The 14,202-nt window shown below is 66.2% G+C and carries 10 protein-coding genes and 4 pseudogenes; 12 read left to right on the top strand and 2 right to left on the bottom strand.

From position 1 onward, the window contains the following. Positions 1–16: 16 nt before the first annotated feature. Positions 17–1,207, top strand: coding sequence for an amidohydrolase family protein (locus tag AB0412_RS33315; RefSeq protein ID WP_366406333.1), 1,191 nt, complete (start codon positions 17–19; stop codon positions 1,205–1,207). 187 nt (positions 1,208–1,394) lie between these two features. Here the strand turns inward: AB0412_RS33315 and AB0412_RS33310 are convergent, their stop codons facing one another. Then, positions 1,395–2,201, bottom strand: a complete 807-nt coding sequence (locus tag AB0412_RS33310; protein WP_366406332.1) for a hypothetical protein — start codon at positions 2,199–2,201, stop codon at positions 1,395–1,397. A gap of 1,565 nt (positions 2,202–3,766) precedes the next feature. Between AB0412_RS33310 and AB0412_RS33305 the strand changes: the two genes are divergently transcribed. Together AB0412_RS33305 and AB0412_RS33300 are read left to right on the top strand one after the other, a co-directional pair. Then, positions 3,767–4,171, top strand: coding sequence for a DUF6336 family protein (locus AB0412_RS33305; RefSeq protein WP_366406331.1), 405 nt, complete (start codon positions 3,767–3,769; stop codon positions 4,169–4,171). Between the two features lie 92 nt (positions 4,172–4,263). Next, positions 4,264–4,402 (top strand): annotated as a pseudogene (locus AB0412_RS33300) (IS5/IS1182 family transposase); the annotation flags it as partial. A gap of 468 nt (positions 4,403–4,870) precedes the next feature. On the opposite strand, the gene AB0412_RS33295 reads toward AB0412_RS33300, so the two are convergent. Then, on the bottom strand, positions 4,871–5,116 hold the full coding sequence (locus AB0412_RS33295; protein ID WP_366406330.1) for a hypothetical protein: 246 nt from the start codon (positions 5,114–5,116) through the stop codon (positions 4,871–4,873). Positions 5,117–5,791: 675 nt separating this feature from the next. On the opposite strand from AB0412_RS33295, the gene AB0412_RS33290 reads away from it, so the two are divergent. From AB0412_RS33290 to AB0412_RS33250, 9 genes and pseudogenes are all read left to right on the top strand, one after another. Continuing rightward, a complete protein-coding gene (locus AB0412_RS33290; RefSeq protein ID WP_366406329.1) occupies positions 5,792–7,285 on the top strand; it encodes a hypothetical protein in 1,494 nt (497 codons plus the stop codon). Between the two features lie 80 nt (positions 7,286–7,365). After that, positions 7,366–7,956: a hypothetical protein gene (locus AB0412_RS33285; RefSeq protein WP_366406328.1), complete on the top strand. Its 591-nt coding sequence runs from the start codon at positions 7,366–7,368 to the stop codon at positions 7,954–7,956. Between the two features lie 112 nt (positions 7,957–8,068). Then, positions 8,069–8,605: pseudogene (locus AB0412_RS33280) on the top strand (winged helix-turn-helix domain-containing protein). Beyond that, entirely contained in the window at positions 8,602–9,027 is a 426-nt protein-coding gene (locus AB0412_RS33275) for a transposase (RefSeq protein ID WP_366406327.1), read from the top strand. Before AB0412_RS33280 ends, AB0412_RS33275 begins: the two are co-directional and overlap by 4 nt. Before the next feature lie 51 nt (positions 9,028–9,078). After that, positions 9,079–9,745 (top strand): annotated as a pseudogene (locus AB0412_RS33270) (IS5 family transposase); the annotation flags it as partial. 144 nt (positions 9,746–9,889) lie between these two features. After that, positions 9,890–10,084, top strand: a pseudogene (locus AB0412_RS33265) (hypothetical protein); the annotation flags it as partial. Positions 10,085–10,150: 66 nt separating this feature from the next. After that, positions 10,151–12,010 carry a methyltransferase, FxLD system gene (gene fxlM, locus AB0412_RS33260; RefSeq protein ID WP_366406367.1) on the top strand — a complete coding sequence of 620 codons (1,860 nt, stop codon included), beginning with the start codon at positions 10,151–10,153 and terminating at the stop codon, positions 12,008–12,010. Further along, entirely contained in the window at positions 11,994–13,205 is a 1,212-nt protein-coding gene (locus AB0412_RS33255; protein ID WP_366406326.1) for a bifunctional class I SAM-dependent methyltransferase/NUDIX hydrolase, read from the top strand. Before fxlM ends, AB0412_RS33255 begins: the two co-directional genes overlap by 17 nt. A gap of 80 nt (positions 13,206–13,285) precedes the next feature. After that, positions 13,286–14,128: a GNAT family N-acetyltransferase gene (locus AB0412_RS33250; RefSeq protein ID WP_366406325.1), complete on the top strand. Its 843-nt coding sequence runs from the start codon at positions 13,286–13,288 to the stop codon at positions 14,126–14,128. The last annotated feature ends 74 nt before the right edge of the window (positions 14,129–14,202 follow it).

Genomic DNA, 14,202 nt, shown 5'->3' with positions numbered 1-14,202 from the left:
CCAAGGAGGATCACCGGTGGACACCATTGTCTCGGCGGGACGCGTGCTGCTCGGCCCGGCCGGGCACCACATCACCGACGGGGCAGTCGTGATCCACAACGGCGTCATCACGGACGTCGGCCCCCGGAAAGACATCGAAGCCCGCACCCCGCGCGGCATCACCAGCCTCGCCTATCCACACGGGACACTCCTGCCCGGTCTGATCGACACCCATGTACACCTCGCACTCGATGCAGGCCCGGATCCGGTGTCAGCTCTGGACGAAGTGGACGACACAGCCCTGAGCAGCGCCATGGCCCAGCGAGCGACTCAGCTGCTCGACGTCGGCATCACCACTGCCCGCGATCTAGGCGACCGCAACGGGCTCGTATTCCGACTGCGGAACGACATCGCAAGCGGTCGGCTGGTCGGTCCGCGCATTCTGGCGGCCGGCACACCAGTGACTGCTCCCGGCGGTCACTGCTGGTTCTTCGGAGGCGAGGCCGACGGCGCCGATGCCATCCGGGCGACAGTCCGCCGCAACGTTGAGCGCGGAGCCGACGTCATCAAGGTCATGGCCACCGGAGGCGGCATCACCAAGGGCGGCCCTCCCATCTGGGCAGCACAGTTCACCGCGGCGGAGCTGGACATCGTCGTGGAAGAAGCACGGCGAGCCGGGCTGCCGGTCGCAGCGCACGCCCACGGCACACCGGGGATCGCCGCGGCCGTGGCCGCCGGGGTGAACACGATCGAACACTGCACGTGGATAGCCCGGGACGGGTTCGACATTCGAGAGGACCTGATCTCCACCATGGCAGCCAACGGCATCGCGGTGTGCCCAGCGGCCAGCCCTGACTGGCGCGGCTTCGCGCAGCGCTTCGGCCCCGAGCGAGCCGACATCATGTTCGGCACTCTGCGCCGGATGCGTGAACAAGGAGTACGGCTCATCGCCGGCACGGATGCAGGAGTGAGCCGAGCCGTCTTCAACGACTTTGTCTCCAGCCTCGAATTCTTCGAGCACATCGGCTGTACACCTGCCGAGATCATCGACCTGGCCACGAGCGGCGCAGCCCAAGCCCTCGGCATCCGTCACATCACCGGCGCACTTCAACCCGGCCTTGACGCTGATCTGCTGGTGGTGAACGGCAACCCCCTCAATGACCTACAAGCCCTGCGCAGCATCCGATTGGTTCTAAGAGGCGGACGTCCGCGCGTCCCCGAGCGCTAGGGCCTGTCTGGTGGGCCGTGCTTCACTGCGGGCGAAGGCGCCGCCGTCCGCCTCGGAGCGGTTGCAATGTCGGCGGCGTGTCTGCCGCTGGACCGCCCGGGCCCGAGTTGGAACGTCACTCACTCGTCGTTAGGTGCAGGAATGAGCACGCGAAAAAGCTCTGGGGTTTATGGCGGGTGACGCTCTGTCATTGCCCGATATCGAACAGCGGGATGGACGATGGTGGCGGAGCAAGGACTGTGCGAAGGCGGTCGAGGTCGGCTCGCCACTGCTTCCAATCTTCCGAGTCGACCCAGTTCGAGGCTGGCCCGGCCTCCTCGCTGATGACGCGAGCGAGGGCCTCGTCCGCGAGCGTCCGGAGATCGTCAGGGAAGGCGGGCATGGGTTCTTCAGGGCCATGCAGTGTGTCGATTGCCCTGGATTCGCGGGCGGCTTGAAGGTCTTCCTTCGTGGCTGGCTCCCAGGCGATGCACAGCCGGTCACCATGCGCGGTTGCCTCGCAGTGCTGTTCACCTTCGGCGTCCCTGGTCTGCACCGAACCCCAGCCGGGGACCGGCTGCCAGGAGGTGTCGAACGCTGGGTCCGTCGCGTCCTTCTTCGGCGCAGGGAGAGTGATATCGACCTGCCGGCCCCGGGTCTTGAACGTCGCGTAGGGCGACCAGTCCGTCTCGTACAGGGAGCCGTCGTAGGCGGAGGTACGGAACGCGTAGGTGGTGGCGGGCTTGAGGTTGCCGTGCGGGACGGTGACCGTGGCCTTCGACCCCGAGGCCACCATCTTGGACACGATGACGCCGTACTCGGCAGACACCGTGCCCTGGTTGGCCGGGTCGGCGTTCTGACCCGTGAGCTTCACCTTGGCCTTCGGCTTCCCAGCCGAGTCGACGGTCCACACCTCGAACGTGAGGTTCGCCTTGTCCCCGTCCGGGTCCGTGACCGAGTTACGCAGCTGCGCCCGGTGCGGTCGACCTGCCACACATTGCCGCTCTGCTTCCACGTGGGACCAGCTTCGGGCTTGCTCCCCGACACGGGGCGACCATCAGCTCGGGTGCCCTTCTCCGGCCCTGCGGCCGGCCGCGACGACGGAGCGTAGTTCCCATCCTCGCTCGGAGCCGGGTTGTCAGCGGCAGACGCCACGCCGGTGCCGAATAACAGGGCCCCGGCGGTAACGACCGTGGTTAATCGGGACAAGCAGCGGCTTTCTTATTGTCGTTCCAGACACGCTGGATGGTCCTTTCAGGCCCCGTCCCGCGAGCTCATGGCTATGCATGCCCCCGGGACACAGGCCGGTTGGATGGGTTGAGTCGCGCCGGGAACCTTCCTACAGGCCGCCGCGCTGCCGCTCCAAGGTTCAGTAACTGGGGCGTTCGGCCTGAAACGCAGGTATGGACGTGATGAGGTCGACGTTTACCGATGGTTGCGGCGCGGATCCTCCAAACTGAGCAGCGGTCGCTATGGATGTCCACCAACCCAACCCCTCTTCACCTGACCGAGGTTGGAAACGAATGAAAGCGGCAATTCACTCCTGGCGTCGTCCGACACCGGCGCAGACGGTCTGTGGGTACACGAAGACGGGGTGGTCTCCTGGCGATGACGAACCCGAAGGACTCCGTGCCGTATTGCCGAGTTCGAGGTCAGCCACGAATGGCATGAGTGTCAGTGCTGCGCAGTACCGTCGAGGCAATGACGAGGAGGACTTGCGGCTGGCCACAGCAGCGAAGCCCGGAACTATGCGAACTTGGCTGACCAGGAACTTGTACAGGTCACTGATCCCGGGCAACGCGCCACGGCATACGCCCTATTGGCCCTGACCCACGCCGTACTCAGCACCGGGGAAAGCGTAAACAAGATCAGTTCGACTCTGTGGGAGATGGAGGATGTCTTCCGCAGTTGAAGAACAGGCATCAGGCACCGAGGTCAGGCGGATCCGGCTCGTCGTCGACGTAGCGGGCTTCGACAATGCCACCGTCCTCGACATCCAGGCCGCGATCGCCCGAGCCGGAGCACTTCGACGGCCGAATGCACCACCCGTGATGCCGGACAGCCCGGGTTGGGCTTGCAGGTCGTCGAGGAAGTTTTTCTTTGCCAGAGCCCGCACCGTCGGCCACGTAGACAGGCGTGGTCCGCCACCACGGGGAGAGTGACGGCCCACGCCTGCATCCACGGTGCCACACGCATCCCCGGTGCGCGCGGATGGCGGGTGAAGGCGCCGCGCGAGAGAGCGACCTCCTTCGCGTGAGCCGCGCTGGGCGCTGGCCCACAGCAGGGTGAGGACGGCGGCCGCGTACGCGCGGCATCGGTCGCAGCCGGCGCAGGTCGGGGCGCAGCCGGTCGAACTCCTCACCCCGGGCGGGACTCACATGCCACTGCCCCGGCCCAGGAATAGCCGGACACGTGGAGCGTGGTCCCGGGCGGCCAGTTTTTCTCCATTGCCGGAACGGTCTAATTCAACTGAATCTTGGACCAGGCGGTCACAGGCAGGGCTCGTTTGCACGGCGGGCTGTCGGTGTGGTGGCGGCCACGTTGCGGCTGCTCGGGGCCCAACGGGCTAGGGTACTGGCCATGGCTTTGGACCAGGACGGCGTGAAGCTGCCGCGGCTGCGGCCGACGGACGTTGCGCGGCGAGGCATGACCCTCGGCCTGCTGGGCGTGGTGCCGCTCGTGGTGGCGGCCTTGAGTATCACTGGCCACAGCGACCGACAAGAGTTCCTGGCCGTCGTCAGTGGTGTTGCCGGCCTCTTCGGTGCGATCCTGCTTGTGATCGGTGCTGGCTTTTGGTGGGCCAGTGCGGAGGACGTCCGACGCCTGCGGGACTGGCGCACCCTCACGTCACAGGCCGCCTCAGTGACCATCGTGGGTCCGCTGTTCCTGCGCTCCGGGCTGTTTCTGCTCGTCCTCGGAGCTGCCGCTCTCGGACTGCACCAACTCGTGGCCGCTGCACCGTACGGCAGCTGGTTGCACAGCTAGAACCTGCCCCCGACCGGCAAACGGTCACATGAAGAGTGCAGCGCCCGCACGCCGACAAAGCCTACGACCGCCCCGACCTGCGGAAATGGTTACGCGGCAGGCGGATTGGAGTACGCAGCGCCCGCACGGGCATCGAGGTCCAGCGAACGCTTGGGCCGACGTGGGTGGGTGATCGAGCGCACGATGTCGTGGCTGTCCGGCTACCGCAGACTCAGCCCCCGCTACGAGCGCGATCCCCGTACCTACCTTGCCTGTCTTTGGACTCGCGGCAGCCCTGTGCTGCTACAAGCCGGGCGGGCGGTCGCCGAAGTGCGGAGGACGGGTGCGGGGACGGCCCTGGTTACTAGGTCGGGCGGCGGCCTTGGTGGAGCTACCCCGCGGGTGCAGGGAGCACGGTGGCCTGGGGGCCATCCCCGCGGGTGCGGGGAATCTCTTCGTCTAGTGTGCTCAGCCTTCCCACTCAGGCCGACGGGGCGCTGAGCTGCTGTTCCAGGTTCTGACGGAGCGGGAGGAGAAGATAACCGCGTCACGGTCTCGGTCGATACCGGCCGCGAGAGTGTGAAGGCTGGGCTGGTCGTCCTGGTGGACGGCGTCGAGCCACTGCGGGAGTCGTTCACCCTGGCGTTCGGTGAGCTTGTGGGCGAAGGACCGGACGTGACCGGTCAGGGCATCGAGTTCGGGGCAGTTGGCCAGGACGGTTTAGAGCCGGAGCTGTTCGATCTCGGTCAGCGTCTCGGGTCGGCTGAGGATCCATCTCGTCACCACGCGGGGTGCCGGCGGCTGCGCGGCGACCGGCCGTGGCGAGGTGCGCTTCTGTCGCAAATAGGCGCTGACCCGGCGGTAGCTGCCGCGATAGCCCAGGGGAACGATCTCCTCCCAGAGCTTCCAGGCGTTGGTGCAGCCGCGCACGCTTCCGCCCAGACGCTGGGATGGGAAGGACGCCACCAGCGTCCTGGGCGACCTGTGGTGGCTGGAGAACCGGAACGCGCGGCCGCCTCCTACCTCCCGGACGCACGGAAGCTGAACAGCACGCCAAATCCGGTGAAGCCGCACACAACCAGTGCTGTCGTGGCGTCACCAAGGAGACCTGTGTTCACGCGGCCATGTCGGCGTGGCTTCGGAGACGTCGCCCGCGGGGGAGGTGGCGCGTCACACGGTTGTCTTCGCAGGTACATGGCGTGCAGCCTGTGCATGCTTTGTGGCCCATCAGCGAAGGCAATAAGCGTCAGTCTCCACAAGGGTGTTGACCTTGTGATCTTCTTCGATCACCCGTGACGTTCAAGATCTTCAGGACGCTGGACGTAGTGACCTGGAGGGGCATCAACTCCGCACCGTGCGTAGGCGAGTCGCCGGCAGCTTCAGGGCGGAATGACTCACTCTGCTACGGGGTTGCGTGCTGCCCTTTCTCGGCATGGAGGCATTACGCGTGGCTTCCTTCACTGTTGATCTCTTTTGCGGTCGATGGGTAGGGTCTGCACCCTCGCCTCCAGGCGAACAAGAGTTCGATTTACAAGGATGGTTGTGAAGAAGCCAACTACTCTCATATGCGCGGCCGTTGCGGCCATCGCAGTCCTTGCCGGACCCTTCCCCCAGCACGGCTCACCGAGTCGACAGGACACCGTGACGGAGGTCGCGCAGACGCGGGACATCCAGCCGCAGTACGCGACCACCGCGAACACCACCATCAGACTGAAAGCCAACGTCACCCAGGAACAGATCGACAAAGCACGTGAACGAGTCAAGGCTGGCAAAGCCGGTAGCGCTCCCACTGCTCCGAAGCAGACCAGCGAGCGCCCGAAGGAACTCGACCACAAGGACGCCAAGGCTCTGACCCTCGGCGAGGCGTACAAGCTGGCAGATCAGCGCAACAAGGAAGCCCGGAAGCATCCGTACAAGGACTTCGGGCGCGACGCCGACAAGGCGACCAGCGGCAGCAGCGAGATCACGATGAGCCCGGTCGCTTCCTACGACCTCAACGAGAGCACCGTTGGGTATCCGGTCGGGACCGTCCCTCCGGCTGACCTGGACGTCAAGTGCTTCAGCGGGATCGACGTCTTCGACGTGGTGATCGACAGGTTCTCCTCCTGCTCCCGCGTGCATCTCATCGTCGATTACTACAAGATCAGCTCGAACGAGCCGCCCGAGCACTTGGGCACCACCAAGGCAAAGGTTCAGTTCTTCCAGCAGCAGTACAACACTGCCCGTTCCATGCGCATCTTTGGAATGATGCAGAAGGACTCGGTCGTCTATGACTGGGGATGGTGGGACAACATCTGGACTGCTCCCGGCATCGACCTGACCATCGTCGGGAACTGCATCGACACCACGAGCGGCTGCTCGGCAACCGGCTCTCCCGTCACCATGAGCTGGGAGAACTGGAACAGCAGCAACACTTGGTACAACTGGAACATCAACAGCGACGAGACCAGGGGCATCGGACGGGACAAGCAGTCCCCTCATCGCTCGCACGTCGAGATCTACACCAACACCGGCGACTACCAGACGGTCAACCGCGGTTCGTTCGTCGAACGCCTGATCCGCTGTGACTCGGCAACCTACATCTACCCGGACTGGCCGAAGGGCTGCGTTTTCCTCGAAACCATTCCCCGCTTGATGTACTCGCGCGCGGCGGACTCCCCTCAGAAGGAAGTCGCCGATCACATCTACAAGGCTCAGAACAGCCCGGACAGTACCTATCCGACGAGTTCGACAGCGAAGAAGATTCCCGGCAAGTACATCGACGGAAGCTACCTCGCGCCCGGGCTGCACCGTCTGCACGCGAACTTCCACCAGGCGAAGATGGATGCGAACACGGCACACAAGGATGCCGCTTGCACATCGACCGGCGAATACTCTCTCACCGGTCTTCCGCTCTCCCTTCGCCCGGACACCGCCAATGGAGAAGAATGTGACGAATACCCGTTCCGTGTAAGTCTCGAAGGCGCTGCAAGCCCGGACTGGGACTTCTCCGTCCAGGCGGTCAACGGCACGCAGAACGGATCCGCTGGGCAAATGCTCATGATCTACATGCGCAACCACCGCATCCTCGCCTGGGATGACCTGATCCCCGCCGACTACAACGACCGGTACTACGTACAGATCGTCGACTTCTAAGTCGTCTAACCCGGCTGCGAGAATCACAGCGCCACCTCGATCACCGGGGTGGCGCTGTTACCGTCAACGGAGCATTCACCATGGACACAGAGACGCTTACCGCATACTTCGGAGGCTGGTCCTACACCTTCACGCCGCTCGATCCCCACGACGCTCTCCGGGTCATCGGCGCCAGCAGTGTGCAGCAGGTCGCTGACCCTCTCACCACTCTCCGCGAAGCAGATGACGAAGGCGTCGAAGACGACGGCATCCTTCTTCTTGCCAGCCGCATCACGCCAGCATGGACACTGGTAGTCGAGACATTCGGCCTGACCGGGTTCATCTGCACACAACGACGCATCCTCGAAGAGCTCCACCTCCCCGGCCGGCGTGCGGTGACCTTCATGGAAACCGCAGGCGTGCTGAAGATGCTCTGCTTGGATGACAACTGGGAGTGGTGCGGCCTGGACATGCTCACCGGAGAAAGATGGGGTGCCATGGGCGAGCAGCTCGCGGAAGCTCTCAACGAATCAGGTTTCCCTGCGGACGGCCCGTTCGAGGACATCACCCACAAGCCGTTCCCGAACTCCGAGCTCGCACCCCGCGCCATCTACGCGGCAACAGGAATCGAGCTTCGTGATCTCGATCTGGGAGGAGTCTGGCTGTCAGGTATCAGCCGTGGGGACCATTGAGCGGTAGCCATGGTTCCTGTTGTATTTCAGGGGGCTGCTACTGAACTTGAATGCGTGATGTCGGGTTGGTTCACCTGACGGGGATGGTGAGGGTTCTGTCGTCCGGTGGGCCGTGAGATACACGCAGGGCGGCGGGTTGACCGACGCAGGGAGGGCCGCGCGAGAGCGGATCCGGCTCCAGGCTGTGGCGCTTCGATAGCGGGCAGAAGAACAGGGAGATCGCCGCTGCCCTGCGGGTGAGCGAACGGTCGGTGGAACGGTGGCGGCGGGCCTGGCGTGAGAACGGCAAAGCCGGGGTCGCCTCGAGAGGATCGCCTGGGCGGCCGCGGCTCATCCGGTCCAAATCGCCAGGCTGGAGCGTGAGTTGGAGGGCGGTCCGCTGGTGCACGGCTGGGCAGACCAGCGGTGGACGCTCGCCAGGGTGAAGACGCTGATCGGTCGGCTCTTCCATGTCTCGTACACGGTGCAGCGCGCCTGGCGGCTGCTGAAGCGGCACGGCTGGTCGTGGCAGCAGCCCGCCCGGCGGGCGATCGAGCGTGATGATGATGCGGTGGAGGTGTGGAAGAAGGAGGTCTGGCCGCGGGTAAGAGCTGTGCGGCGGCGTCCGGTGCCTGAACTTTCTTCGAGGACGAGGCCGGGCAGTCGATGACACCGCCGCGTGCCAGAACCTGGGGCCGTCAGGGCCGAACCCCCGTCGTACGGGTGCGCGGCCGGGGCTCGGGACGTGTGTCCATGGCTGGGATGGTCCGCTTCAAACGCGGCGAACGGTCCCGGGTGTTCTACGCGGCCCGCGAGTGCAACGGGCGGAAGGGCCAGCCGAAAGGCTTCTCCTGGCGTGACCTGCGTGACCTTCTTATCCGGACCCGTATCCAACTCGGTGGCCCCGTCGTGTTGGTGTGGGACAACGTGCGGCTTCATCTCACCGCTGGCATGCGGGAGTTCATCGCCGCGAATTGGCTCACCGTCTTCCAGATGCCCGCCTATGCGCCCGACCTGAATCCGCAGGAGGGCATGGGCCCTTGTCAAGCGGGACATTGGCAACCTTGCCGCAGCCAACCTAAGAGCTCCTAACGGAATAGGGGATGACCGTGTCCTCCAACGGAGTGGGTCGGTTGCTTGGGTTTGAGGAAGCGCGATCCCCAACCATGGCTGATCGACGATGACTTGTGGGCTCGGATCGAGCCGCTGCTGCCTGTCCCGCAGCGGCGGCATCGGCACCCGGGCCGGAAGGCGCTGGATGACCGCAAGGTGCTGTGCGGGATCTTGTCCTCTACACCGGCATCAGGTGGGAGTGGCTGCCTGCCGAGCTGGGCTTCGGCTCGGGGATGACCTGCTGGCGACGCCTGCGGGACTGGAACAACGCCGGAGTGTGGCAGCGGTTGCACGAGGTGCTGTTGGCCGAGCTGCGGGCGGCGGACCGCCCGGACATGTCCCGGGCGGTGATCGACAGCTCGCACATCCGGGCGCTCAAGGGCGGCCCAAAACGGGCCGGAGCCCGGTCGACAGAGGCCGGCCGGGCTCCAAGCACCACGTGATCTGCGACGCCACCGGCATCCCGCTCGCCGTCGCCCTGACCGGCGGCAACCGCAACGACATCACCCAGCTCATGCCACTGCTGGCGGCGATCCCGCCGATCCGAGGCAACCGCGGTCGGCCCCGGCAGCGGCCGGGGGAGGTCTACGCCGACCGGGGCTATGACCACGACTGCTACCGCCGCCAGGTCCGGGCGAAGGGCATCAAACCCGTCATTGCCCGCCGCGGCACCGAGCACGGCTCCGGCCTCGACCGAAACACATGTGTTCGAAATTGCGGCCGGCTCGTTGAGCCACACGAACCAGCCGCACAACCGTCAAGGGGGACCACGTTGACTTCGGCCAGAACACCAGCACATGCGACTCCCCATAACGTGGCACTAGGTCGTGTCCGCAATGTCAGGGCAGCCGGCGTCCGCCATGCCGACCGCATCTACGTCCTGCACCACGGACGGCTCGTCGAGCACGGCAGCCACGACGAACTCATGGCCACCCAAGGGCGCTACGCCTCGATGTTCGACGCGCAAGCCGCCCAGTACGCCCCCGCGGGCACCATCCCCCGCCCCGGCTCCCCCACCATCGCAGATCCCGCATGATCCGCTCGAAAGGCCCCAGGGTGACGACTCCCCCCAGCTACCGCGCAGGAACACGGTCCCAGCGCACTGCGGCACCGGCTCGTCGATCAGCTCCTCGAGGCCGGTCACGTCCGCACCGTCCCTGTCGAGGCCGCCCTGCGCAGGGTTCCCCGCCATGCTTTCGCACCGGAAGTGCCTGTGCGGACCGCGTACGCCGATGACATCATCCCCACCCGTCACACGCCCGACGGCCGGATCAGCAGCTCCGTCAGCGCACCGTGGCTGCAGGCCGTGATGCTCGAAGCGGCCCGCATCCAGCCGGACGACCGTGTCCTGGAGGTCGGCTCTGGCGGTTACAACGCCGCCTTGATCGCCGAACTGGTCGGCCCGACCGGACAGGTCACCACCGTCGACATCGACCCAGAAGTCACCGACCGCGCCGCCCGCTTCCTCGCCGCCGCCGGATACGACCGTGTCCGTGTCCTCACCGCGGACGCCGAGTATCTGCCGGCCGATGTCGTCCCCGAAGGCGGCTTCGACGCGGTGATCGTCACGGTCGACACCTGGGATCTGCCGTGGATCACCATGGTCGCGGAGAGCAGACGCCTCGTCGCCCCGCTACGTCTCCACCAGTACGTTTGGTCCATCGGGTTCACGAAACACGACGGTGCGCTCATCAGTGAGGAGCCGCTCACCGTGTGCGGCTTCGTCCCTATGCAGGGCGCCGGCACATGGGAACCGAATCTACGCGCCATCCCAGGCTGCGGCATCCGCCTTGCCTTTGAGGAAGGAACGCCCATGCCCGTCGACCAACTGGCCCCGGCCTTCGACAGGGCGCCCTTAACGGTCCGCACACACGTCACCGTCCGGGGTGAGGAACCCTTCGACTCTCTCACCCTGTATCTGGCCGGCGCTCTCCCCGGCTTCTGCCACCTGTCCGTCGACCCGGACCACCACACCGGCCTCATCAACCCCCCACCCTCGCACTGGCCCGGCGCGGCCATGGTGCGTGGGACGTCACTCGCCCGTCTGGCACACGAACGGATCGGAGACGGCGAAAACGACGGAGGTCGCTACGAGTTCGTCATCCACGGCTACGGACCAGCCGGTCACCTGGCAGCCACAGAAATGGCCGAGCACGTCCAGCACTGGCAGCGCAACCACCGCGCCGCACCCTGCCCGCACATCACGGTCCAACCCAAGGACGCCACCGAACCGACCGGCGCCTATACCGACGGCCTGCACGTGTTCCATAAGAAACACACGCGGATCAAGATCGAGTGGCCCGAAGTTCCCGGCGAAGCAGCGCCTGCAGCCCTTGCCGACTCCCCGGACCAAGAGCCCTGCTGTCCTGCCCGCTCGCAAAGCGGCCGAGTGGCGACCGCGCCAGCCACCGCCGACTACTGGGAGCCGCTCTGGGCCGGCGGACGCCGGTATCGCGAGGTCACCAGCACCGAGGCAGCGCTGCTGGCCGACCATGTCGGACCGGGCCACGGACGCCCGGCACTCGACATCGGCACCGGCGAGGGTTCACTCGCCCGCCACCTTCACCAGCTCGGTTACCGCACCATCGGCATCGACTTCGCGCCCAGCGCCATCGCCGCGGCCCGCGACACCCAGCAGGGCGACGGGCCGGCCTGGCACCTGATGGACTTCGTCTCCGACGACCTCAGCGCCCTGCCGGATGCCGCGTATGCGGTCGTCACCTGCCGCCTGGTCTACCGGTGGATCGACGACAAGGCGGCCTTCCTCGACCGCGTCCGACAGGTCCTGGCGCCCGACGGGACCTTCTGGGTCGTCACCGAACTCGCCGGCCGCCGTGAGGAGGACGATCCGTACAGGCACCTCGGGATCACACCCGCCGAGGCCGAAATCCTCACTGCGGACTGGTCGGTCGTACGCACCGCCGATCTCGACGTGCTGCGCTGCTATGCACTCCATCCCTGAACTGAGCACGGAGGTCGACGAGTTGGACATCGAACATCAGACCCGCCTCGCCTGGGACACCTATGGAAAGCACCACCTGGAGCGCTCCACTCCCCTGCCGGAAGTGGACCGGATCAGCTGGGGCCCTGCAGCGAGCGGGCCGGGGGACGCCCTCCTCGGGGACATCGAGGGCCTGCGGGTCCTGGACATCGGCTGCGGCCCCGGTCGGCACGCCGCCCACCTGGCCCGCACCTACGGGGCGAAGGTGGACGGCGTCGATGCTTCCCTCAGCCAGATCGAGAGAGCGCGTGCCCGCTACCCCGATGTACCGGACCTGCGGCTGGTGCACGCCGACGCCGTCGAGTACCTCGGCACGACAGCCCCGTACGACGTGATCTACTCCCTCAGCACCTTCCACTTCATCGACCCGCACCGGCTCCTGCCCGCCCTGTCGGCCGCCGTCAAACCGGGCGGACGGCTGTACTTCACCGTGCTGCACACCAACTCCGCCGGCGATGGGCCCACTTCGACCGTCACCCCACGACCGGAGATCCTGCGCCTGGCCGGCGGCGACGATCTCACCGTGTCCATGTGGGTGCTCACACCCGAGTTGTGGGAAGACCTGCTCGTGCGCTACGGGTTCCGCGTGCGGGGCATCACCGTCCTCGACGCGCCGGAGAAGAACAACCGCGCCTCCTACCGGCTGTTCCAGGTCCACCGGCCGGCCCGGATCACCGCCCGTCCCCGCACCGCGAAGCCACCCGTCGCCCATGCGGCCGTCGGCGTCGGGGCAGTGCTCCTCGGACCCCGGGGCCTCCTCCTTGGCCGCCACCGGCTGGGCACACGGGAGCTGCCCGGCGGGACCGTGGAGCCGGGCGAGTCACTGCACGAGGCAGTCGTGCGCGAACTCGCCGAGGAGACCGGCCTGTATGCGGACCCGGCCGATGTCCGTCTTCTCGGCATGTTCCTCGACCAGGTCGGCGACGTCGTCCGCATCACCTTTGGCGCGCTCGTCACCCACTGGCAAGGCGAGCCGGCCGACCAGCCTGGCGAGAGTGTCGGAGACTGGCGCTGGTGGCCGCTGGATGCCCTGCCGCCGGACCTGTTCGAGTGCAGTGCGCAGATCCTCACAGCCTGGCGCCCGGACCTCCCGATCGACCACGTCCCCGCCCGCTTCTCGCCCATCACCGATCCGCGCACCACCGCCTCCGCGTGATCCCAGCCCTTACTGGGGCGGGTCCCGACCGGTGCACCCCCTACCGCCTCACCCATCGCTGAATCAACAGGATCGATCCCGTGACCACTTCACGCCGTGCCACGCCCGCCGATGCCGAAGGCATCACCCGCCTGCGGTCCGAGCTGATCCTCTCCCAGCCGCTCACCCCTGACTGGCTGGCCCTGTGCCGAGACCAACTGGCCGAACGGCTCCAGGCTCAGGGCGATGCCCGGGCCTACGTCGTCGACGCACCCGATGGAGGACTCGTCACCTGCGCCCTGGCTCTCGTCAGCCCCGTACTGTCCGCGCCCCGGTACCCCAAGGGACTGGCCGCACGCATCCAAGCCGTGGCCACCCGGCCCGGGTACCGACGTCGCGGCTACGCCAAAGCCGCCCTCACCGCGCTCCTCAACGACCTGGAGCAGGAAGACATCACCCTTTTCGAACTGCACGCCAGTGACGAATCCAGGTCTCTGTACGAGGCGCTCGGATTCGTTAGCGATCCAGCACTGATGCGCAGAACCGCACTACCTCCGCAATCCGGCGGTCAGCACAGGTGCGGCGCTCTGACCGACGACTGGGACACGATCCGGCGTCTGGCCGACACGTTCAGCTTCAGCCGTCTCGATGCCGAGAACGGACTCGCACCAGAGGAGCAATGGACCCTGCAAGTGCTCAAGCTCGCGGAAGAGGTTGGCGAGGCTGCGCAGGCCGTCATCGGAGCCCGGGGCACCAATCCGCGAAAAGAGCACAGCCACACGTGGACAGACGTTCAGGAGGAGGTGGCCGACGCTGTCATCACTGGCATGGTCGCCCTCGCACGACTGCGTCCCGACGCACGTGAATACTTCACTGCCGTCCTGGCCCAAAAAGCCCTGAAATTCCTTCCGTCACAGGGTTCCGGCGACGAGCTGCTTCGCTGACGCAGCCCTGCCACATGCTCCCTCTTCTCGACGTGCTCAACCGCCTCTCCTGGCAGTGACACATGCGGCCACAG

This window comes from Streptomyces sp. NPDC052012 (assembly GCF_040689265.1).
GTDB lineage: Bacteria > Actinomycetota > Actinomycetes > Streptomycetales > Streptomycetaceae > Streptomyces.
The sequence above is the reverse complement of the archived record's forward strand: the minus strand, read 5'-3'. Positions and strand labels throughout refer to the sequence as shown.

What these genes read in the sequence shown, in the direction of transcription:
- AB0412_RS33305 (WP_366406331.1), top strand. Translation starts at nt 3,767, where the DNA reads ATGGCTTTGGACCAGGACGGCGTGAAGCTGCCGCGGCTGCGGCCGACG.
- AB0412_RS33285 (WP_366406328.1), top strand. Translation starts at nt 7,366, where the DNA reads ATGGACACAGAGACGCTTACCGCATACTTCGGAGGCTGGTCCTACACC.
- AB0412_RS33275 (WP_366406327.1), top strand. Translation starts at nt 8,602, where the DNA reads ATGACACCGCCGCGTGCCAGAACCTGGGGCCGTCAGGGCCGAACCCCC.
- AB0412_RS33255 (WP_366406326.1), top strand. Translation starts at nt 11,994, where the DNA reads ATGCACTCCATCCCTGAACTGAGCACGGAGGTCGACGAGTTGGACATC.